22 protein-coding genes and 2 pseudogenes are annotated in these 22,960 nt (G+C 31.2%); 15 read left to right on the top strand and 9 right to left on the bottom strand.

The annotated features are described in order from the left end of the window. Positions 1-13: 13 nt before the first annotated feature. Entirely contained in the window at positions 14-520 is a 507-nt protein-coding gene (locus tag CN601_RS12380; RefSeq protein ID WP_098120543.1) for a DUF3189 family protein, read from the top strand. A 37-nt stretch (positions 521-557) separates the two neighbouring features. Here CN601_RS12380 and CN601_RS12385 read toward each other — a convergent pair whose 3' ends face one another. After that, positions 558-1,040 (bottom strand): spore coat protein, encoded by a 483-nt coding sequence (locus tag CN601_RS12385; RefSeq protein ID WP_098120542.1) that lies wholly within the window; start codon positions 1,038-1,040, stop codon positions 558-560. Positions 1,041-1,189: 149 nt separating this feature from the next. Here CN601_RS12385 and CN601_RS12390 point away from each other — a divergent pair, with 149 nt between their 5' ends. Further along, a complete protein-coding gene (locus CN601_RS12390; RefSeq protein ID WP_098171233.1) occupies positions 1,190-1,648 on the top strand; it encodes a DinB family protein in 459 nt (152 codons plus the stop codon). A 68-nt stretch (positions 1,649-1,716) separates the two neighbouring features. Here the strand turns inward: CN601_RS12390 and CN601_RS12395 are convergent, their stop codons facing one another. Both CN601_RS12395 and CN601_RS12400 read right to left on the bottom strand, forming a co-directional pair. Then, positions 1,717-2,061, bottom strand: coding sequence for a DUF3905 domain-containing protein (locus tag CN601_RS12395; RefSeq protein ID WP_098120540.1), 345 nt, complete (start codon positions 2,059-2,061; stop codon positions 1,717-1,719). Between the two features lie 232 nt (positions 2,062-2,293). Continuing rightward, entirely contained in the window at positions 2,294-4,036 is a 1,743-nt protein-coding gene (locus tag CN601_RS12400; RefSeq protein ID WP_098171234.1) for a B12-binding domain-containing radical SAM protein, read from the bottom strand. Between the two features lie 529 nt (positions 4,037-4,565). On the opposite strand from CN601_RS12400, the gene mtnB reads away from it, so the two are divergent. From mtnB to CN601_RS12420, 4 genes are all read left to right on the top strand, one after another. Beyond that, positions 4,566-5,201 carry a methylthioribulose 1-phosphate dehydratase gene (gene mtnB / locus CN601_RS12405; protein WP_098120538.1) on the top strand — a complete coding sequence of 212 codons (636 nt, stop codon included), beginning with the start codon at positions 4,566-4,568 and terminating at the stop codon, positions 5,199-5,201. Between the two features lie 321 nt (positions 5,202-5,522). Next, entirely contained in the window at positions 5,523-5,711 is a 189-nt protein-coding gene (locus tag CN601_RS12410; RefSeq protein WP_142317340.1) for an aspartyl-phosphate phosphatase Spo0E family protein, read from the top strand. Between the two features lie 69 nt (positions 5,712-5,780). Next, positions 5,781-6,230 carry a MarR family winged helix-turn-helix transcriptional regulator gene (locus CN601_RS12415; protein WP_373604977.1) on the top strand — a complete coding sequence of 150 codons (450 nt, stop codon included), beginning with the start codon at positions 5,781-5,783 and terminating at the stop codon, positions 6,228-6,230. A 518-nt stretch (positions 6,231-6,748) separates the two neighbouring features. Continuing rightward, positions 6,749-8,443 carry a M3 family oligoendopeptidase gene (locus CN601_RS12420; RefSeq protein ID WP_098120535.1) on the top strand — a complete coding sequence of 565 codons (1,695 nt, stop codon included), beginning with the start codon at positions 6,749-6,751 and terminating at the stop codon, positions 8,441-8,443. A 272-nt stretch (positions 8,444-8,715) separates the two neighbouring features. On the opposite strand, the gene CN601_RS12425 is transcribed toward CN601_RS12420, so the two are convergent. Beyond that, the gene (locus CN601_RS12425) at positions 8,716-11,793 is read right to left on the bottom strand and encodes an efflux RND transporter permease subunit (protein WP_098171235.1); all 3,078 of its coding nucleotides are present in this window, start codon (positions 11,791-11,793) and stop codon (positions 8,716-8,718) included. A gap of 190 nt (positions 11,794-11,983) precedes the next feature. On the opposite strand from CN601_RS12425, the gene CN601_RS27520 reads away from it, so the two are divergent. After that, complete coding sequence (locus CN601_RS27520) at positions 11,984-12,094, top strand: DUF6254 family protein (protein WP_257131702.1); 111 nt, start codon at positions 11,984-11,986, stop codon at positions 12,092-12,094. 212 nt (positions 12,095-12,306) lie between these two features. On the opposite strand, the gene CN601_RS12430 is transcribed toward CN601_RS27520, so the two are convergent. Beyond that, the gene (locus CN601_RS12430; RefSeq protein WP_088067916.1) at positions 12,307-12,492 is read right to left on the bottom strand and encodes a YkvS family protein; all 186 of its coding nucleotides are present in this window, start codon (positions 12,490-12,492) and stop codon (positions 12,307-12,309) included. A 176-nt stretch (positions 12,493-12,668) separates the two neighbouring features. On the opposite strand from CN601_RS12430, the gene CN601_RS12435 reads away from it, so the two are divergent. The 7 genes and pseudogenes from CN601_RS12435 (at position 12,669) to CN601_RS12465 (ending at position 18,626) form a co-directional block, all read left to right on the top strand. Further along, entirely contained in the window at positions 12,669-12,977 is a 309-nt protein-coding gene (locus CN601_RS12435) for a spore germination protein GerW family protein (RefSeq protein ID WP_098120533.1), read from the top strand. Between the two features lie 114 nt (positions 12,978-13,091). Beyond that, positions 13,092-13,286 carry a hypothetical protein gene (locus CN601_RS12440; protein WP_098171340.1) on the top strand — a complete coding sequence of 65 codons (195 nt, stop codon included), beginning with the start codon at positions 13,092-13,094 and terminating at the stop codon, positions 13,284-13,286. A gap of 368 nt (positions 13,287-13,654) precedes the next feature. Continuing rightward, positions 13,655-14,014, top strand: coding sequence for a class Ib ribonucleoside-diphosphate reductase assembly flavoprotein NrdI (nrdI, locus tag CN601_RS12445; protein WP_098120532.1), 360 nt, complete (start codon positions 13,655-13,657; stop codon positions 14,012-14,014). Next, positions 14,001-15,128, top strand: a pseudogene (locus CN601_RS12450) (ribonucleotide reductase N-terminal alpha domain-containing protein); the annotation flags it as partial. The gene nrdI and the pseudogene CN601_RS12450, both read left to right, overlap by 14 nt. 462 nt (positions 15,129-15,590) lie before the next feature. After that, positions 15,591-16,547: pseudogene (locus CN601_RS12455) on the top strand (ribonucleotide reductase large subunit); the annotation flags it as partial. Positions 16,548-16,681: 134 nt separating this feature from the next. Continuing rightward, complete coding sequence (gene nrdF, locus CN601_RS12460) at positions 16,682-17,650, top strand: class 1b ribonucleoside-diphosphate reductase subunit beta (RefSeq protein WP_098171238.1); 969 nt, start codon at positions 16,682-16,684, stop codon at positions 17,648-17,650. 19 nt (positions 17,651-17,669) lie between these two features. Further along, on the top strand, positions 17,670-18,626 hold the full coding sequence (locus CN601_RS12465; RefSeq protein WP_098120529.1) for a quinone oxidoreductase family protein: 957 nt from the start codon (positions 17,670-17,672) through the stop codon (positions 18,624-18,626). Positions 18,627-18,803: 177 nt separating this feature from the next. Here CN601_RS12465 and CN601_RS26950 read toward each other — a convergent pair whose 3' ends face one another. Further along, positions 18,804-18,980: a hypothetical protein gene (locus CN601_RS26950; protein WP_179865538.1), complete on the bottom strand. Its 177-nt coding sequence runs from the start codon at positions 18,978-18,980 to the stop codon at positions 18,804-18,806. 286 nt (positions 18,981-19,266) lie between these two features. Continuing rightward, positions 19,267-20,499, bottom strand: coding sequence for a two-component system sensor histidine kinase NtrB (locus tag CN601_RS12470; RefSeq protein ID WP_098171239.1), 1,233 nt, complete (start codon positions 20,497-20,499; stop codon positions 19,267-19,269). A 124-nt stretch (positions 20,500-20,623) separates the two neighbouring features. Between CN601_RS12470 and CN601_RS12475 the strand changes: the two genes are divergently transcribed. Then, complete coding sequence (locus tag CN601_RS12475) at positions 20,624-21,472, top strand: DUF72 domain-containing protein (RefSeq protein ID WP_098120526.1); 849 nt, start codon at positions 20,624-20,626, stop codon at positions 21,470-21,472. On the opposite strand, the gene CN601_RS12480 is transcribed toward CN601_RS12475, so the two are convergent. Then, complete coding sequence (locus CN601_RS12480; protein ID WP_098171240.1) at positions 21,469-21,882, bottom strand: disulfide oxidoreductase; 414 nt, start codon at positions 21,880-21,882, stop codon at positions 21,469-21,471. The genes CN601_RS12475 and CN601_RS12480 overlap by 4 nt on opposite strands. A gap of 342 nt (positions 21,883-22,224) precedes the next feature. Next, on the bottom strand, positions 22,225-22,932 hold the full coding sequence (gene deoD / locus CN601_RS12485) for a purine-nucleoside phosphorylase (protein ID WP_098120524.1): 708 nt from the start codon (positions 22,930-22,932) through the stop codon (positions 22,225-22,227). Between the last annotated feature and the right edge of the window lie 28 nt (positions 22,933-22,960).

The raw sequence follows: 22,960 nt of genomic DNA on the forward strand, positions 1-22,960 counted from the left end.
GAGGATGAGATGAATGAAATATTATATATATTACTGTTTTGGAGGTACACATTCTTCACCATTAGCTGCTGCATATCATTTGAAGCAATTACCTCTCGATCGCCAGCCGACAACGGAAGAAGTAAAGAATACTTATTTATTTAATAAACTAAAACCAAAAGATGGTGGGAAACTATTTTTTCATGGTGAAGACGAGAATGGAGACCAAGTATATACAGTAGCAAAAAGATATACTAAAAATGTGCCGACAGCTATAGAGACGCTAGGGAAAATCTTATTAAATGAGGATGATAAAATTATTTTATCAAGTTCATCGCCAACAGTCCCATTAGCAATGACATTAGGTGGCTTTACTTCAAGATTTTTGCATTTAGATTTTATTGGAGTTCCATTGCTTGTATTAGGAGCAAAGCAAACTTATCTAAATTTAATAAAATTAGTTGAAAATACAAAAAGATATAATTATCTAGCAGCTGAAAAGGTCACTTGTTTAGATAATAAGAATTTCAATAAAGATTAAAGATCAAACAAAAATGGACGTAAAAAACGTCCATTTTTTAATATGGCATTTTTAATACGTCCATTGCCTTTTTAGCGTCGTTTTCGATTAATTTATTAATATTGTATACTGAATATTGACCTTGTTTTGATAAATAAGTAAAAATTTGAGTGTGCAAATTATTTACGGCTACTAGTTGTTTAACAAATGTGTTATTTAAATCAGGGGTTGCTGTTTCAGTAAGTGCATTTGCATACATTTTAGTTAACACTTTTGTAGCAGATAATAAATCTTCTGCATTCATTTCACTCGCTAATTTATCACTTGCTGCATCTCTTTCTCCGATTGTAATGTTGGTCATAAATTTAAGTAAGTCACGTAAGTTATTTTCAAAAGTAGTAATGGATGTTTTATATAATTCTTTTAATCCTGCATCTGAAACATTTTTTATATTTGTTTTAAGTTTAAATAAAAAGTAAGTTGTAGTTGCTACGATTTCGTGCAACTCTAAAGTCTCATGCCAAGCTAGTGTTCTCATCATAATCCCTCCTCTACTGTACAAATTTATTCAGAAGGACATGATTCTATGACAAATTGAGGACAGAGGGTATGGGAGAGTAGAGCTTATGTAAAGGAGGGAAATGGACTGGTGAAGAGGTAAAAATATCTAAACTTTACCAAGCCTTAAAAATGTATGTAGAAAATGTAATTAATCAATTATGTTTAAGTGTTAAGACTGTTTTTGAAATGCTTGAGTTAATAACTGAAGAAGATTTAAATTTCAGACCAATTGATGATAAGAAATCGATTGGAGAGTTAGCACAGCATTTGTGTGAGTTAATAGGTGCTGATTTGAAAATTATGAGTGGAGTAAGCCAAGAGGCGATGGTCGTATACTATAGCGAAGTCCAATGTACATCTTTAATTGAAATGAAAAAATTATTACAAAAAAATTTTCATGATTTAAAGGAAAACTATTTGAAAATGAATGGACAGGATTTATTTGAAGAAGTTACTTCATATTGGGAATTAAAATACTCTAAATTTGAATGGCTATTAGAAATTCTAGTGCACTTCACACATCATAGAGCCCAGTTACATACACTACTGGTCCAAAAAAAGGGCAAGATCAATATAGCTTTATTTTAAAACGCAAAGTAAGGGTAAAGGTTTTCCCTTTACCCTTTTCTTTCTTATACTTGAGTTTATCCAATTAATCAGTCCCTAGTTTCATGTTGCGGATGCATAAATTGTTTTGTTGGTTCACGCTTTTTCGATTCTAGAAGCGCAGCGTTTTCTGCAGTTGCCCATCCAATATCATTTGTAGGATGAACCCATTCGTCACCTGCCATAACTGAAGGATCTACATCATCTGACCAATTATTTAATGGAGAGTTAGGAGAACTATATTTACTATCGCCGATAACTACACCCTTTGAATTAACAAACGGTTCCTCCATTTTAATGCTTGTTCCCTTAAATGATGGGAAATTTGATATATGTGGTATTGTGTCTTGCATTACTGGTGAGTCGATTTCAGTATTGTCTTTTTTTCTTTTCATATTAATATCACCTCTATTTACAAATTATTATTTGCTAATTAGTGAAATCAATACAAAAGAAGGCTGTCGAAAAATCAACAGCCTTTTCTATTGGCTAAAAACGTAAAGTATGTTCAAACTATAGAAGTACTTCTTTAATTACCACTTTCGGAATGGTGGTTTCCTTTCATAGAGAGCAGTTCATCATTATCTCGCCTGTGTATTTCTATTTTAAAAAAACATTTCAGCTTAATTATGCTTCAATTTTATAAAATGAAGGTGATAACGTTTTTGGTGAGAAATAAATTAACATTGCATATTTACCAGTTCGATATTCTCCAGTCAATAAGAAATGTTCTATATCAAATGATAAAGGTTCAATTATTGTGTGTTTATAAATTTCTTTTTCGTTTAAGCTAAGGTTAATAAAGTTTGAACCAAGTTGTTCAGGATCTTCGATAATTCGCTTATAAATATCTTTCGAAAAGTCTTGAGTCGTTACTTCGTCCCACCAAGGTTTACGAGGTTTGTATTTATGGTTTAAGTAATAATCAACCTTCATAATATCTTTCACGATTGAATCATTTTTAATTTGATAATGAGTTAAAAATTCATTTAATCGTTTAAACAAATCTTCAAGCTGATGCCCGATTCTAGACCAACCGCGTTCCTCCCAGAATGAACCGAATAATTGGAAGAAATCAAACGGACTTTCGAATTCATTTTTAATTAAATATTCTATTGTATTATTTGTTCGATGATCATTCCAATATTTTTCAAGTACGTCTTCAACTTGTTTTATTTTTACAATATCATCGAATGAAAGGACGTTATTACCTAAAACTTCATACGGAGCATAATCCATATAGACATAATCATGCTCATGAGCTCTTAAGCGTACGCCAGTTCCTCTTAGCATTTTTAAGAAACCTAGTTGCAGTTCTTCTGGTCTTAATTCAAATACATCATTGAAAGTTTGACGAAATGAATTGTAATCCTCTTCAGGTAAACCAGCAATTAAATCCAAATGTTGATCTATTTTTTCTCCATCTCGAACTAGTGTGACCGTTCGACAAAGTTTCTCGAAATTCTGTCTTCTCATGACTAGTTCATTTGTAGCATCATTTGTTGATTGAACTCCAATTTCAAATCGGAATAGTCCTTTAGGTGCATTATCATTTAAAAATTCGATGACCTCTGGACGCATAATATCCCCAGTAATCTCAAATTGAAATACGGTTCCTTCCAAATGTTCATCAATTAAAAATTGAAACATATCCATAGCATAACTACGACTAATATTAAAAGTTCGATCTACGAACTTAAAAACTTTTGCTCCGTTTGCCATTAGATAACGTATGTCATCTTTAATGACCTCTCGATTAAAGTATCGAACTCCTACTTCAATAGAAGATAAACAAAATTGACAATTAAAAGGACAGCCTCGGCTTGTTTCGATATATTGAATTCTTTTACTTAAAAATGGTAAATCTTCTTTAAATCGATATGGCGAAGGAATTGTTGTTAATTCAATCTTTTCAGTTTGTGGTTTGATAATATTTTTACCTTCATCTCGATAACCAATGCCATTTATTGAAGTGAAATCATCCCCATTATCAATGGCCTGAATTAATTTCTTTACAGTAATTTCACCTTCACCAATTGTTATGACATCAATTTCTTTGACTCTGTCTAGCCAATAGTTCACATCATAGCTTACTTCAGGTCCACCAACAAAGATCGTAACAGTAGGATCAATTTTTTTATACATTCGGATGACTTCAATTGTTTGTTCAATATTCCAAATATAACAACTAAAACCAAGAATAGTTGGTTTACGCTTATATAAGTCTGTAATGATATTAAGACTTGGATCTTTAATCGTATATTCTGCTAGTTCGATATCGTATTCAGGTTGTGCATAAGCCTTAATGTAACGAATACCTAAATTAGTATGAATATATTTTGCATTTAATGTTGCCAAAACAATGTTCATTAAAATACCTCATTCTAAAATATTTTCGATTTATTTTATCATAAAATAGTAAGATTACTAAATTTTGAAAGAGTGGGAATGACCTAAAAAATGAAATAAATGCTAAACAGCTCAAAAACGCATTTTAACAGTATGAATTGAATGAACGAAGGTACGTTTTGTTCTCTAAATACTAATCGGTTCTAGAGAAGATATTCTTCACATTTATTACTAATAAGACATATAATTTACTAAATACAAAAAAGTTTCCTTAGGGAAAGAAAGGATAAGCAAATGAGTAGAAAAATAGTATTTTTCACGTATTTGTGTAATAAAATTGGAGTACTGTCAAATCAAGATGTAAAAAAAGTATTAAATCAATAAGATCTATCAAAAAACCATAAAAGATGTAGAAAATTGATGTTTGTTCATTTACTTAGAACTATTGACAATGAAGACCGACACATGACATAATTTTAATAAATAGTAAGAATAGTTTGAATTTTTAACGTTGTCCAAATAGATAGTCTAAATAAGTGGAGGTGTAGATATGAGTTTATTTTTAGAACAATGGAAAAAGCTTGCAAATATTAAATGTGATTTGGCAAAAAGAGATTGGTTTTATGGAACGAGCGGGAACCTATCAATGAAAATTTCAGACGACCCATTATTATTTCTTGTAACAGCAGATGAGAAGGATAAAAGAGCACGTTGTGATGAAGAATTTATCGTTGTTAATAATTTAGGTGAGCCTGTATTTGATACGGTATTAAAACCATCACTTGAAACATTGATTCATGCAAATATTTATGAAAAAACAGCTGCTACTTGTGTGCTGCATGTACATACTGTAGATAATAATGTTATTTCTGAATTATTTGGTGATGAAGGACAGGTAGAGCTTGAAAATAACGAAATGATTCATATATTAACGAGCTCATATTTTGAAAATAAAATAACCGTTCCGATCATTGAAAATGCTCAAGATATGGAATCTTTTAACCGCGCTTATACACCATTTTTAACAAATGACTTCGGGGCAGTTCTAGTTAGAAATCATGGGATAACCGTTTGGGGAAGAAATCCACTAGAAACGAAGAAATGGTTAGAAGGAATCGAATTTCTAATTAGCTATAAAGTTAAATTAATGATGATCCAAGGCCATAAAATAAAAGCAGGCAATTAATTAGAAATGAAAAAGCTGAATTGATAATGGTAAATAATTTCCATTACATTTCGGCTTTTTTATTTTATAATAGTAGATAAAGTAAAGTCTTTTTTGATATTAATTCAAAAATAATTAACTTAAGCAGGATTTAATAAAAAATCGTCAAATTAAATAATATAAGTGGTAATACATAATCAAAAATAGACCTACTAGGTAATTTTGCTTAGTAGGTTTCATATTGTATCTATTTTAACTATTTTAGATAGAATGAATAATAGTTAAAAAATGAAAGACATAATACGTGTAATTAAAACATCCTGTAGAAGGGAAATTAGTCTAATGAATGAATATCAAATCAGCCATTTATTATTATCTATTTCAATAAAAAGAGAAGAAATGGTATTTTTTGCGGAAACTAAAGGTTTGAATGAGCATTTGACCTTAAAAGCCAGTCAAGAATTGGACGAGTTAATTATTTCATACCAAAAAAAACTACTAAGCCTAAATAAATCATTTTCAATGAAATAAACTTAAAAAAGGTTAATCAGTATAAAATAAAAATAGAATCCGAAACGTAAACGAAATTGAAGGGGTATTATTATGGAAGAAACAAATAGAGAAGATATAGAGCTTTCTTTAAAACTATTTATTGTATTATCGCGTGCGCATAGAAAAATCAATGATTCAGCTAACAAATCAATTGCTAGCTTTAATTTGAATCCAACTGAATTTGCAGTATTAGAGCTACTGTATCACAAAGGAAATCAACCGCTTCAACATATTGGTGAAAAAATATTAATAGCAAGTGGAAGTATTACATACGTTGTAGATAAACTTGAGAAAAAAGGACTAGTTTATAGAAATCCTTGTAGCGCAGATCGCAGAGTAATCTATGCGGAAATAACTGAAAGTGGAAATAAATTAATGGAAGAAATTTTTCCTATACATGAAAAATTCTTACATGAACAAATGAGTGATCTTTCAAATGAAGAAAAGAATTTCTTAATCCACTTATTAAAAAAAATTGGATATCATGAGTCTAACTGATAAAACGGAGTTAAGAAGATCAAGTTTAAAAGATCATTTTGTATTATATAATTTTCTAAGATAGCACAGGTCTAGTATTGATGTTACTATATGTTTTAACTTAAATAGCACTTAATTGAAGATTGCACCCCTTAAAGTAGATGTTGAAATACCCATAGCCTGGGCAACGTTGATTTTAAGGGGTGTTTTTATAGTCTCTAGTGAAATTGTAGTTTTACTTATCTTAATAGCAGATTCTCTATTTTCAATTGCACTTTGATCTTTATTCCCAGCTTTTGCTTTCTTATTAGTGCAGTCAGCTGTTTTTAACTCTTCAAATTTTATTTAAACTACTTTTCCTTTAACTATATCTTCTAACTTTTTTTACCTTTTTTAGACGATAAACCGAAAAATTCACCAATTATTTTATAGTTTAAATAAAATGTTATTTAAATTGTCAGAAATTTATTGAAAATTAGGTTTTTTTACTAGAAGATTTTATATATAATAGCAATATCACAAAAAATGGAGGGATTAACATGGGTTTTCAAGATTACCAGTATTCTAGACCAAGTATTAAGAACTTAGGTGAACAGTTTAAACGCTCTTTACAAAATTTCTACGATGCTTCAACGGTCTATGAACAAGAATTAGCAATGAATGAAATTAATGACTTAAGAAATGAATTTTCTACAATGGAAAATTTATGTGCAGTTCGCCATTCAGTTGATACGAACGATAAGTTTTATGAGGATGAGCAGGCGTTCTTTGATGAAAACACTCCAATTGTTCAATCGTATGGACAACAATATTATAAAGCATTAATTGGTTCACCATTTAGAGAGCAACTTGAAGCTAAATATGGAAAACAATTATTTGCTTTAGCTGAATGTGAAGTTAAGATCTTAAGTGAGGAAGTCATTCCAGATTTACAAGAAGAAAATAAACTAACAACTGAATATGCTAAGTTAGTAGCGGCTGCTAAACTTCCATTTTACGGTGAAGTGAAAACGTTAGCACAAATTTCAGCGCATTTTGAAGATAAGGACCGAGAAGTTAGGAAAACAGCTTATGATACATACTTTGGATACTTCTCTGAGAATCAAGATAAATTTGATGAAATCTATGATAAATTAGTAAAAATTCGAACTCGTATTGCTACTAAACTTGGTTTTTCAAACTTCATTGAGCTAGGCTATGCACGTATGATGAGAACAGATTACGATGCAAATGATGTTAAAAAGTTTAGAGAGCAAGTTCTTGAAACAATTGTTCCAATTGCAACAGAATTAAGAGAGCGTCAAGCTAATCGAATTGGCGTGGATCAACTTTATTATTATGATGATAAATTTGAATTTGTAACAGGCAATGCAACGCCTAAAGGTAGTCCTGAGTGGATTATTGAAAACGGTAAAAAAATGTACGATGAGTTATCGAAAGAAACAAGTGAATTTTTCAACTTTATGTTAAAGGAAAATTTACTAGATTTAGTTGCTAAGGAAGGAAAACAAGGTGGGGGATATTGTACATATATTCCAAACTATAAAGCTCCATTTATTTTCTCGAATTTCAACGGAACATCTGGTGATATTGACGTTTTAACGCATGAAGCAGGCCATGCATTTCAAGTTTACGAGAGTCGTAAATTTGAAACACCTGAGTACAACTGGCCAACATATGAGGCTTGTGAGATTCATTCTATGAGCATGGAATTCTTTACATGGCCTTGGCAAGAAGAGTTCTTTAAGGAAGATACACAAAAATACTATTTTACGCATTTAAGCAGTGCAGTTACATTTATTGGTTATGGCGTTGCTGTAGATGAGTTTCAACATGAAATCTACGCGAATCCTGAATTAACACCTGAAGAACGACACGGGCTTTGGAAGAGAATAGAAGCAAAATATTTACCTCACCGAGCAAACGATGGAAATAGTTATTTAGAAAAAGGTGGATTATGGCAAAGACAAGGTCATATTTATCAATCTCCATTCTATTACATCGATTATACATTAGCTCAAATTTGTGCATTACAATTCTGGAATAAAATGCATGAAGACAGAGATACAGCATGGTCCGATTATGTTGGGTTATGTCAGTTAGGCGGAAGTCAGTCATTCTTAGGATTAGTTAAAGAAGCTAAACTTGAATCACCATTTAATGACGGCTGTATTGAGACAACATTAGAGCCTGTTAGAAAGTGGCTAGCAGGAGTAAATGATAAAAACTTATAATTAATTAGAGGTGTCCCAAAGTAAACGTGGGGCACCTCTTTTTTTATTTGATGGTATTTTAAAGAGAAGTAGACAAATATAGGTTGCAGTGCAGATAAAACTGATGAGGATGCAAAGAATGAAAAGAGCGAATTAGAAATCAAGAACTAAAGCTAAAGGTTGTAGTTTAAATAGAACAGATCGTCTTTTAAGCTGTTCGACTATTTCCGGTCCAAAATAAAAGGCTGTCGACTAGATCGACAGCCCTATAGAGCAAGAGTGTATGTTTTTCTTTAATTATTAACTACTTTGGCTATTTCATCAGTATTAGTAAGCTTCTTTGTCTTTTTAGAAAAGAATAACTCATATACAACTGGAATAAACACTAGTGTTAATAAAGTAGATGAAGTTAAGCCACCAATTACTGTAATTGCTAAACCTTTGGAGATTAGCGTACCACTAGATTTTGTTAGAGCTAATGGTAGTAATGCAGCTATTGTAGCAAAAGCCGTCATTAAAATTGGACGTAGTCGGGTTTTTCCGCCTTCAATTATTGCTTGGCGAAGAGGTAGCCCTTTTTGTTCGATATTTTGTCCAATTCGATCGACTAATACGATTGCATTTGTCGTTACGATCCCAATTAACATTAATAAGCCAATCATTACACTAATAGATAGTGGTTCGTTTGCTATGAAGAGAGCTACGAAAGAACCAATTGGTACAAAAACTAATGCTGATAAAATGATAAATGGTATTCGAGCTTTTCCAAAAGTAATTAACATTGTTAAATAGACTAATCCGATTGCAACTCCCATTGCAACGCCTAAATCTTTAAAGGTTTGAGTCGTATCATCACTTCCACCGCCACCTTTTAATGTTACATCTGATGGTAAAGATACATCTTTTTTTACATCATTGATTACTTCATTAGTTACTTTTGCAATATCTTTTCCCTGAATTTGAGCGGATACTTTCGCGAATATTTTACCATCTAATTTTTGAATGGCAGAATACGTCTCAATCGTTTTAACTTGGGCTACATCTGATAATTTAATCGGTCCTAATTTCCCAAATAAATTTATATTTTTAATATCTTCTACCGATTGTAGGTCCTTATTATAAGTTAATTGTACATTTTGATCTTTACCGTCGATTTTTAATGTACCCATATTTATTGGATTTGTTTGATCGGCAACTAATCCTAGTATCATTCCAGCAGAAAGACCATTTTCTGAAACTTTTTTCTCATCAATTGAAACAACTACTTGCTTTTGTTTTTCAGAGAAATTATTTGTAACATATTTTAAGTGATCGTTATTTTTCATATAGTTTTCAACTTTTTTAGCACTTTCCTCAAGTGCAACTAAGTTATTAGAATATAAATTGATGTCGACGTTATTATTTGTTGGCGGACCTCCTGAAGAGTTTTCTTGTAAGGTTACTTTTGCACCTTGAACTTCTGATTTTGCCAATTTTTCCATTTTTGTTTTTGTGTTTTTAATAAACTGATCGACATCTGCACTTTGTTTTAAATTAATAAAATAGCTAGCTTTATTTTCTGTTTTAAGACCAGTCATAAAGTCACGGCTACCAACGCCAGTAGATACTTCTTTAACTGCATTCATATTTAAGAACATTTTCTCAATTTTCAATGAAACATCATTTGTTTTTGCTATAGAAGTTGATGATGGTAATTCAAGTGAAGCCGTAATTGCTCGTGATGATTCATTTGGAATAAATGTAAAACCAAGTCTTCCAACTAACGAGAAAGATCCCGCAAGCATGACTACAGCAATCACGATTACAATCCATTTACGATTTAATGATTTCTCAATTACCTTTCCATACCATAATTGTATTTTTTCTTCTTTTTCTTCAGTAGATACTCTCTTAAATGCATACCTACCTAAAATCGGGACAATTGTAATAGAAACTAATAATGAAGCTAATAAAGAAAATACAATTGTTAATGCAAAAGGTAGGAATATTTTACTCGTAAATCCACCAACTACACCTAAAGGTAAGAAAACTACAATTGTCGTAATCGTGGAAGATGTTACTGCTTTTAATATTTCTTTAGTTGAAGATAGAATTAAATCATTTGAAATTCCTTCTTTAGATTTACGTATTCTACGGAAAATATTTTCAATCACTACTATACTATCGTCAACTACACGACCTACAGCTACAGCCATACCACCTAGTGTCATAATATTTAACGTTATATCTAATTTAAGTAAGAAAATTGATGTAATTAATATTGATAACGGAATAGAGATAATAGCAATAAATGTAGCTCGGAAGTTACGCAAGAAAATCAATACTGCTAATGAAGCGAATAGTGCTCCAAGTAATCCTTCTTTAATAAGGGATTCAACGGATTGTTTAACGCCTTCTGCAGAACTGTAACCTACTTTATAAGAAAGTTCTTTTTTGTATTTATTTAATACGTTAATGACTTTGTCAGCTACTTCAACTGTATTTGCATCTTGTTTCTTTGTAATTGCCATTGAAATAGCATCGTTTTCGTTATATCGAATTAATTCGTCTTTAGAGTCAACAGATTCAATTTTTGCCACATCACTTAATAACACTTTTGGTGTTTGAGCGGTTTGATTAGGTGTCGTAGAAACCACGGACGCAGGTTGTAGTTCTAAATCCTTTAGTTTTTGAATTGTATCTAACTTTTCTTCGACCCGAATTGGAATCTTAATATTCCCTTCAGTAATTTTTCCAGCAGGGAATGATAGGAATTTTGAACTGATTTGATCTTTGATGCTTGATAGTGATAGCCCTAAATTTGCAATTTTTTGCTTATCTACTTCAATTGAAAGAGCTGTAGATTTTCCACCACCAATTGAAACGCTATTTACACCCTCGATTTTATTTAATGCTGGTACAATTTCATCATTTAAAGTTGTTTCAATATTGGATCCGTTTTTTGAAAACATAGAGATGTAATAAATAGGAAAGGAGCCAAATGAGAATCGATCGACCTTTGTTGTTACATTTTCAGGTAATCCAGCATCTTTTAGTGTATTGTTGATTTGTTGTTCGACTTTGTTCATATCTGTATTAAACGGAAATTCTAGGTTAATAACAGAAACACTTTCGAAAGACGAGCTTGAGAGAGTCTTTATCCCTTCAATTGATTTAAATGAGTTTTCAAGTTTTGTTGTAATTTGGTCATTTATATCATCTGGTGCTGTGCCAGGATAGACAACTTGTACTGAAATTGCAGGAAATTCAATATTTGGAAGTTCTTCTACTTTTAATTTTGAATAAGAGTACAATCCTCCAAAGATTAGTAAAAAAGAGATGATAAAAATTGCTACAGAGTTTTTTAAACTAAACTTTGTTAAAAAGTTCATTCATAACATCCTTCCTATAAATAGTAATTTAGTGCTAGTGTGACTTAATCTGAATTTTCAATCTTTTAAATGCATACCATCAACAGGTTGCTACATCTTCCTTGAATTGTTTCGATCTCATTACATAGATTGATCATTTTTGTGAAATGATAAGATAGCGAGAAAGATCTTATCCTAAGGAGTGATAATAATGACAAAATCAAAAAAAGAAAAGGAACGATTTTGGAATGAAAGAAAGTCGAACCATAATCCACACGATAAAGTAAAATCTTTTAAAGAATTGGACAAAGAAACAAAATAGCCATCTCCTTTTCTAAAGAGTAAATGGTTCCAGTATTTACCTGAATTGCCACTAATTATATTTTCACTTGTAATCATAAAAAAAAGTCCCGTGATATACACGGGACCTGAGACTGATTTAAAAAAGAGTTTTAATTAAATTTTAATAGAATGATAAACTATGTAGATTGTACCTTTTAATTTGTGAATATAAGTAGATTCTACTAATTTAATCTATTCTGCTGCTATTACTATTTTATAATTTTTATGGTTTACAACTGTTAGCGGTTCCATTTCTAAATCTCTGAAGTTTTCCATTATGGATATGTCAACAATGACAGAATTTTTATTAACTTTTTGAACTCTACCTTTTAACCCCTGTTTAAACTCAATGATATTTCCTGCTTCTGCAATTTTCATGAGCATATCTCCTAACAAAGTTTTGACTTGACACCTTCTATAATGCATGAAAACGGTTTAAAGGTAAAGAGAAAATTGAAATTTTTTTACAATTATGTCTATTTTCATAAGAAATTATGTTTAAAAACCTTTTGATAGGTAAAAATGGTTGTTAGCACTTTCAGGAGGTTAGTTCGTTGAAAGATTGGTTTGAAGAGTTTGAAGTTGAAATTTCAAATGAAATAAAGGATTTAGTTAGCAGTAATACACTTATTGGAGATCCGATTTTATATTTTGATAAAGTTATTTTAATACCATTTTTTGAAATGATTGTCGTTCTTGGTGAAGCGCATTCATCCTTTGAATTTGCTAGTGTAGGAACTGGTGTTGAAGTTATTCCTAAGGCATTCTTAGTTATAATGGATGGAAAAACAGATGTAATTTTAGTAAATAATAAAAATATGAATTTAGCTGTTTCAGAAAAAATTCTGGACGTAACTTTTTAGTTTCCAATAAGTACATTCTTTGTTAATGTTAACTTTATGAAAGCGGTGAAGGGCAGGAAGAAATTAAAAAATGATTTTTTCTTGAACCCTGATCTAATAATAAAGGGTGAGAAGATGGAACAAAACGAATTTTTACAAGTAATAGATCAACTAGTTAATGGTGAGATCTCAGAAATTCATATTAAGAAAGATGATTTTTTAGCTTTTAGACAAATAATCGTTAGTCGAGACGATTTTAAGCACTTTCGTGGTATTGCTAAACACGGAGGCGATGTGACTTATACATATTTGGAAGAAGCCAGAAGTTAAAACAATGTGCTAAATTATTAGGCAAAAAATATTAAAAATTATATTATTTTATTCAAGTACTCATTAAAAGTTTGCGAAAAAAAAAAGTTTTTTAAGCTTTTTTTCTTATTTCGCAAGGCGTTAATGAGTACTTTTTTTGTGAAATGTTAATGACTCCATTTGACAAAAAAATCGTTTTACACATTATTGCACTATCCCCCATAATTTGTTAAATTTCATATATTGTTTCATTTCGAGATATATTGTCGAAATGTTTATTTTCTAATTTCAGCACCTATATATTGTGTTTGTTCTAAAAAGGTAATACAATATGTAGGTATATAATATAAGTATTTTCAATATTCTTACATATGAACGAGGGTGATAATATGGTGATAGTTTACAGTTCAATGACGGGTAATGTTAAACGTTTTGTCAATAAAATTAGAATGCCGTCAATCCAAATAAAGGATGGATTAAAAATTGAAGAACCGTATATTCTCGTAACCTATACAACAGGATTTGGTAATGTACCTGAAACCGTAAATACTTTTTTAAGTAGTAATTCGGAATATTTAAAAGCAGTCAGTGCAAGTGGTAATAAAAACTGGGGAGATTCTTTTGCAGCAAGTGCAGATAAAATAGCATCAGACTATCAAGTGCCAGTGTTATCAAAGTTTGAACTGTCAGGGACAAGTCGAGATGTACAATATTTTATTGAGGGAGTGGAAAAGCTTGAGACATATTGAGCTTAATAATGAATTGACGATTAAAAAAGATGGTTTTTTTGATCTCGCAAAAGATAAAGAAGCACTTCTTTGTTTTTTAAAAGAAGTTGAAGATAAAAAAATTCAGTTTTCTTCTTTGAAAGAACGCTTAAATTATATGATTCAAGAAAACTATTATTATAATGTTGAGTTAGAATACTCCTTTGATGAAATAGAAAAATTATATGAGTTAGTTTACAATGCAGGATTCACTTTTCAATCATATATGGCAGCTTCAAAATACTTTAAAGACTACGCATTAAAAACAAATGATGGTAAGTACTATTTAGAGGGCTACGAAGATCGAATTGCGATCGTTGCACTATATTTAGGAAGAGGCAATATTGAGAAAGCATTGAAGTTAGCGAACATGATGATTCAACAAAACTATCAACCAGCTACTCCAACATTCTTAAATGCTGGAAGAAGTAGAAGAGGCGAGTTAGTATCATGTTTCTTATTAGAAATGGATGATAGTTTAAATTCGATAGGATTTCAGATTAATACAGCAATGCAGCTATCAAAAATCGGCGGTGGTGTTGCACTTAATTTATCGAAGCTTAGAGCACGTGGAGAACAAATAAAGGAAATTGATAACGCTGCAAGTGGTGTTGTTCCTGTAATGAAGCTATTAGAAGATTCGTTTTCGTATGCTAACCAGCTTGGACAACGTAAAGGTGCTGGTGCAACCTATTTAAATATTTTCCACTGGGACGTAGTTGAATTTCTTGATACAAAAAAAATCAATGCCGATGAGAAAAGTAGAATTCAGTCACTTTCAATCGGATTAATTGTTCCAAATAAATTCTTTGAACTAGCAGAGAAAAATGAACCATTCTACGTATTTGCTCCATATACAGTGTACAAAGAGTATGGAATTCATTTAGATGATTTTGATATCGATGAAAGATATGAAGAATTAGTAAATAATGATCGCATTAAAAAGAAAAAACTAGATTTAAATGCACGAGACCTTTTAGTAAAAATTGCTGCGATTCAGTTAGAATCTGGCTATCCATATTTAATGTATAAAAGTAACGCGAATGAGCAGCATGCATTAAAAGATATTGGCGACATAAAAATGTCTAATTTGTGTTAATAGCTAGCACCTTCTAGAAGAAATTCTAGTCGAAAACTCTGTTAAACGGGAGAAGCCTTAATATAGAGGTAATCCACCGTGCTAAATCTTATTTTAATTGGGTAGTGTCTTATAGGTTTTTTAATGAAGTGTTTTTAATTTCAGTATAAAAATCTAGTAATATATATAGGAATTTCAGCAGTTATCTTAATCAGCCGATATGACTACAATAAATTTCCTACCTATAAGAGACTTTCTAAAAAAATTAAAATAAGTAAATGCCTAACGACTATCGAAAGCATAGCTGGATGAAAAACTCCAGTGAAGAAGCGAGTAGAGTACACTCAAAAAGCGAGTGGAAAAGCAGAGCACCTTACCAGGTTGAGCTGAAGGTGATGATATAGTCTATCCTGCATGGTGACATGTAGCAGTTCATAAGAGAACGGGTTAGGTTGTAGCGAACCTAGTCGAATATAAGAGACAGAAATCTTTCAACTTCAAGAAACATCAGTTATCAATAACTATGGTGAAGAAGACTTAATCAAACGTGATGTGAATTGTAACTTAGGATCTTTAAACATCGTAAATGTAATGGAAAATAAAGCGATTAGAGAATCTGTCCATGTTGGTATAGAAGCTTTAACAGCCGTAGCAGATATGACAGAAATAGAAAATGCACCTACTGTAAAAAAAGCAAATGAAGAGCTTCATTCAGTTGGTTTAGGTGCAATGAATTTGCATGGATTTTTTGCGAAAAATGGCATTGCATATGAAGGTGCTGAGGCAAAAGATTTTGCGAATACATTCTTTATGATGGTTAACTTTTATTCAATCGAAAAAAGTATGTTAATTGCTAAGGAAACAGGTAAAACATTTAAGGATTTCAAAAAGAGTGAATATGCGAAAGGTACTTATTTTGAAAAGTATACTTCAAAATCATTTGAACCTAAAACTGACAAGGTGAAAGAATTATTTAGCGGTATTTATATCCCTAATGAATTTGACTGGGTTACATTGAGTAAGCAAGTACAAGCATATGGCTTATATAACAGCTATCGTTTAGCAATCGCACCTACACAATCAATTAGCTATATTCAAAACGCTACTTCATCGGTTATGCCAATTGTAAATGTGATTGAATCTAGAACTTATGCAAATTCAACAACTTATTATCCAATGCCTTATTTATCAAAAAATAGTTTTTGGTATTATAAATCAGCATATGATGTGAATCAGTTTAAGCTAATTGACTTAATCGCTGAAATTCAGCAACATGTCGACCAAGGGATTAGTACAATCCTATATGTAAACAGTGATGTCTCAACAAGAGAGCTTGCTAGATACTATATTTATGCTAATAAAAAAGGATTAAAAAGTTTATATTACACTCGTACTCGTAAACTAAGTGTAGAAGAGTGTATTAGTTGTTCAGTATAAAATAATAGTTAAATAGAATAAATTAATCGAAATTAAATTACTTGATGGTCTAAGTGAGAAGCTCGAATATAGAATGCTTTAAGCATATAGTTCTATATCATCGGGCTTTCTTTATGATTAGGGGGAAAATATAGATGAAAGCTGTTAACTGGAATAAAAAAGAAGATGATTTTAGTTTAGTATTTTGGAAGCAAAATTTATCTCAGTTTTGGACAGAAGAAGAGATCGTCGTTTCATCAGATAAAAATACTTGGAATACATTATCGAAAGAAGAACAAGCGGCTTTTAAAAAGGTATTAGGTGGACTAACATTATTAGATACTAAGCAGGGCGGAGAAGGTATGCCATTAATCTTAGTTCATCTTAAAAACTTACAAGCTAAAAGTGTACTAGCCTTTATGGGTGCGATGGAAGAAGTGCATGCTAAGAGCTATTCACATATTTTTACAACTCTTGCTACAGAAGATGAAATTGATGAGCTATTTAAATGGGTGGACGAGCATCCAATTTTAACGAAAAAATCAGAGTTAATTTCTTCTTATTATTTAAATTTATTAAAGCGTGATGTTTCAGATGAAGAGCTATACATGGCAATGGTTGCAAGTGTATTTTTAGAAAGCTATTTATTTTATAGTGGATTCTTCTTCCCGTTATATTTAGCAGGTCAAGGGAAAATGACTGCAAGTGGAGAAATTATTAATCTTATTTTACGAGATGAAAGTATTCACGGAGTATTTGTAGGATTGTTAGCACAACAAATTTATGACCAATTTACTGATGAACAAAAAACTCGACTTTTCAATGAAACAATGTCATTATTAGTTCAATTGTATGAGATTGAATTACAATATGCAGATGAAATTTATTCTTCAATTGGTCTAGTAGAGGAAGTTAATAAGTTTATTCGATATAATGCAAACAAGGCATTAATGAACTTAGGATTTGATCCTTATTTTGACGAAGAAGATATTAATCCAATTGTTTTAAATGGACTAAAAACAGATACAAAAAACCATGATTTCTTCTCTGTAAAAGGAAATGGGTATGTAAAAGCAGTTACTGTGGAAAAATTAACAGACGAAGATTTTATATTTGAATTTTAAAAGGTTAGGAAGTATGTAAATGAAAGCACTAGTTTTTAGAGAATTTGGTCAATCAGACGTATTAAAATATGAAGAAATCCAGGCACCTAACATTTCAACCGATGAAGTTTTAATTGAAATGAAGGCAGTGGGTGTTAATTTTGCAGACATATACCGTCGCAAAGGGAACTATCATTTAGCAGGTGATCCGCCTTATATTTTAGGATACGAGGGCTCTGGAGTTATTACCGAAGTTGGTTCGAACATTACAGACTATAAAGTGGGTGACCGAGTAGCTTTTGCTGATGTTCCGTTTGCAAATGCAGAGTATGTTGCTGCAAAAGAAACTCATATTGTACCAATTCCGGATGAAATTAGTTTTGAAATTGCTGCTTCTATTATGTTACAAGGATTAACTGCACATTATTTAATTAATGATAGTTATAAAATAAAAGCTGGTGATGTTGCTCTTGTACATGCTGTAGCAGGTGGCGTTGGTCAATTATTAACTCAAATGATCCGTTTAAAAGGCGGCGAGGTAATCGGATTAACCTCATCTACAGAAAAAAGAGACAAAGCTCTATCAATCGGTGCAAAAGAAGTATTTTTATATAATGAAGACTGGGTATCGAAGGTTAAAGAAAAAAATGGTGTGGATGTAGTGTATGAATCAGTAGGTTCGACAATAATGGATAGCTTTGAAGCTACTAAGATTCACGGAACGGTTGTGTTTTACGGAATGGCAGGTGGAGACCCAGTACATATCGATCCTAGAATGTTAATGGATACATCAAAAACACTAACAGGTGGAGACTTGTGGAATGTTTTAATTTCAAAAGAAGAGAGACTACGTAGAAGTAATGAACTATTTAATTGGATTTCAACTAAACAATTAATTGTACAAGAACCTACCGTGTTTCCTTTAAAAGATGGAAAACTGGCACATGACTTATTAGAAAGTAGAAAATCAACAGGTAAAATTATTCTATCTGTATAAATAAAGAGGATGTCCCAGATGTGTAAAGGGGCATCTTCTTTTTTGTTTTATAGAATATTTAAAAGAAAAGTAGTTGAAATAAAGGGCTACGTACAAATAAGAACGTTTACTGTGTAAATTAGAACTGTGAAAAGCGCAAATAAAACAGTGAAATGTACAAATCAGTGGTCGGCATGCTTATAATACAATGGAAAGTGCAAATAAGAAAATGAACAGTGCAAATAATACAGCGAAATGTGCAAATAAGAACTCGTAAACTGCAAATAAAAGCGGAACTGCAAATAAAAGCGGAACTGCAAATAAAAATCGAGAATCTGCAAATAAAATTAGTGAAACTGCAATTAAAATTAGCAAAACTGCAAATAAATTCCCAAGGTACCTAAAATAGGTAAGATAATACCTATACCGGTTAGGGTATCCAGCCTTAAAAGTAGATGCACAACGATGGAAAAGTAAAAAGTTTTCTCTAATTCTTTCAAATTAGACTTATATAATGAAGAAATCTACTAAAAATCTATAAATATAGATCCTCAATTCAAATTTAATTGAAAAACGCCGCAAAGATACCCCCTTAAAAAAATAGCCATAATAAAAAGCCGTCGACGTTTCGACAGCTTGTATTCTAAGATGCTATTCCTTATTAAGTAGCAGTGCACTTAATAGGTAATGTAATTGTAAAGGTAGTTCCATTATCTCCACTTAGTACTGAAATTGTGCCATTATGATTTTGAATCAGTTTTTTTGTTAATGGTAAACCAAGTCCGGTACCGTCATCTTTCGTAGAAAAGAAAGGATCAAATATATATGGTAAGTCAGCAGAAGGAATTCCTGTACCGTTATCTTTAAAGGTAATATAAATGATATCATTATCGATAAAAGTAGCAATATTAATGATCAGTAAATCTTCTTTTTTCGCATCTAATGCATTATGAAATAAGTTTAAAAATACTTGAACAAGTTGATTCTTATCAAAAAATATATGTGTTGCTATTAAATCTTCAGATAAGAAAAATTCAAATTTTACGTTATTTAAAAAGGTCTCACTGAATAATAACTGTTTTATATGATTTGATATAAAATCATTAATATTTATTGCCTCAGGTTTATAGTTTGCATTCTTTGTAATAGATAAAAAATCAGTGATTATGCCATTTGCTCTGTCTAATTCTGGAATCAGAAGATCATTAAACAACTGCTTATATTGAGGTGGGGCTTCTTCTTGTAAAAATTGTAAATACCCTCTCACTGTCGTAAGTGGATTGCGAACTTCGTGGGCAATCCCTGCAGCAATTCTCCCTGACATAGCTAGTTTTTCAGATTCTCTTGCTTCATTTAAATTATGAAAAATACCGATTACTCTTAAGATTTCTCCATTTATGTCACGGATAATACGAGTGTTAATGATACCGTAGTTAATATTTAAAATTTCTTTATTATAAAATTCTTCGCCGGTATATAGTGTTTGAAGCAAACAAATCTCTTTATCTTCTATTTTTAACAGATTTCTAATATGTCTACCAATCAGTTCATATTTAGTGATTCTAAAATCATTCGCAACTTGCTGATTGTATAACGTAATAATACCATTTTTATCTATAAATAAAATATGGTGCGGTAAGGCATCGTAAATTGATTGTAAAGCTCTTTTACTATTCGCAAAAAAGATCGAGTATTTAGTATGTAATGGAAGTTCGTTAATGGAATTACTTATATCTGTATTTCTAGTTAACTGATTTGAGCTAGATAATTCACGAGTTTCATTTGAAAAGATAGACCCAGAAGTAATTGTATTTAAAATAGATTCATATGATATTACTTTTTCTTCAAGTTCAGCAATTTTCTCTTTTAGTTCTTGTATTGTCTCGTTAATCATTTACACTTTACTCCGATTTCTACTAAAATAAGTATATACTTAGTCATTATATCAGACTATATCGTTTATTTTAATGAAAAATAGAAATAATTAATTAATAATTAATGAGCTATTGGAGAGAATTATGGAAATAAAAATAGGAGTTACAGGGTGGGGGGACCATGACAGTTTATACCCTGACCGGATCCACTCATCCAAAAAATTAAGACAATATTGCACCCATTTCCCAATTGTTGAAATAGATTCTTCTTATTATAGTATCATGCCTCAATCAAACTATCATAAATGGGTGAATCAAACTACTTCAGATTTTTCATTTATTGTTAAAGCTTATGGCGGTATAACCGGTCATTCAAGACAAAATTATTCGAAAGAGGAACAAATATTACTTTTAACTCCATTTTTAGAATCAATTCAACCTTTAATTGAAGCGAATAAATTAAAAGGAATCTTATTTCAATTTCCACCTTGGTTTAATTGCAAGAAAGAAAATGTTGAATTGCTTCGAATTATGAAAAGTAAACTGAAAGGACTTCCGGCAATTTTAGAATTTCGAAATCAATCATGGTTTTATCCTCAATTTTATGATCAAACTTTAAAATTTATGGAAGATGAAGGATGGATTCATTCAATTTGCGATGAGCCTCAAGCGGGAAATGGAAGTATACCAATTGTACTACAGCCAACAAATCCGAATTTAACTTTAATCCGTTTTCATGGACGAAACATATATGGATGGAATCATAACGGACAAGATAATTGGCGAGAAGTACGGTATTTATATCGTTATAACGAAGAAGAGCTTTTTGAATGGGTAGCAAGAATTGAACAATTAGCAAAAAATACAAAGGAAATATGTGTTCTTTTTAATAATAACTCTGGTGGAGATGCAGCGGATAATGCTAAACAATTAATGAAGCTGCTAGGTATTGAATTTGGACCTTCATCTACCGAGCAGCTCGAATTGTTTTAGTTTGATTTTCGTAATAAAGAAATGCAACAAATATTAATAAGTAGAAAAGCAACAAACGCTAACATCGGAATTGTAATGAAACCAAACCAATTTAAATAGTCACCAGTACAAGGAACAGGTCCACATTGAGTTGCCGTTTCCTTCATAGCAGGAACTTTTTGAATTAAAATATGATAGATTGAAATGCACATACCAATTAATGATAATGGTAAAACATAAATAACATCTTTTATTTTATTTTTATAAACAGCAATACCGACAATAAAAACAATTGGATACATGAATATTCGCTGATACCAGCATAATGAACAAGGTGTCCAATGATTAATAACGGAAAAAGATAAACTACCTAGTGTTGCAATAATGCTTACAATCCAAGTGAAAAATAAGATTGATTGATGTTTCTTCATTCTTTACCATCCTTATGTTGAAATTCGATAATATTATTGTACCTTTGATTGGCCATAAAGTGGTATTAAAACGAGATATAAGTTTTAACTTTATTGGTTACACAAAAAAAACAGGCCTTTGTCGTCTAAGCTGAAAACGCGATATATCAACCTGTTTTAGTAATATATCAACGAGAACTTGCTTTTTATCAACGAGAATTAGATCTATATCAACGGAGTTCACAGCTTTAACAATATTGTTCACATAGTGTTCGTGTTTTTGTCGCTTAACTAATTAAAAAAGGATGTCTCATAAGTAATTTAACTAATGAGACATCCTTTTTTTATATAAATAATTCTCAACTATTCAGCAATTGCAGCATCTAAAGCAATAACAATCATATCATTGAAAGTTGTTTGTCTTTCTTGCGCAGATGTTTCTTCACCAGTGAAGATGTGATCGCTTACTGTTAAAACAGTAAGTGCATCTACACTATGTTTAGCAGCTATTGTATATAAAGCAGTCGTTTCCATTTCTACTGCAAGAACACCGTATTCACCTAATTTTTCATACATGTCCATACTATCTCGGTAGAATATATCTGATGTTAAAATATTTCCTACTTTTACATTTAACCCTTTATTAACTGCGCCATCATATGCTTTCTTAAGTAAATCAAAGCTAGCACATGGAGAATAATCAAAACCAGGGAATGTTTGACGATTCATATTTGAATCTGTACATGTAGTCATCGCTATAATAACATCACGAATTTTTACATCTTTTTGAAGCCCGCCACAAGTACCTACTCGAATTAATGTTTTTACACCATAGCTATTAATCAACTCATTTACATAAATACCAATTGATGGAATTCCCATTCCAGTACCTTGAACGGAAATTCTTTGACCTTTGTATGTACCAGTAAAACCAAGCATGCCACGTACTTCGTTATAGCAGACAACATCTTCTAAAAATGTTTCAGCGATATATTTTGCTCTTAAAGGGTCACCAGGTAATAAAATTTTATCCGCAATCGCGCCTTGTTCTGCGCCAATATGTATACTCATTTAAATATCCTCCTTAAAAACTCTAATT

Source organism: Bacillus sp. AFS017336, from assembly GCF_002555445.1.
In the GTDB taxonomy this organism is placed as follows: Bacteria; Bacillota; Bacilli; order Bacillales; family Bacillaceae_G; genus Gottfriedia.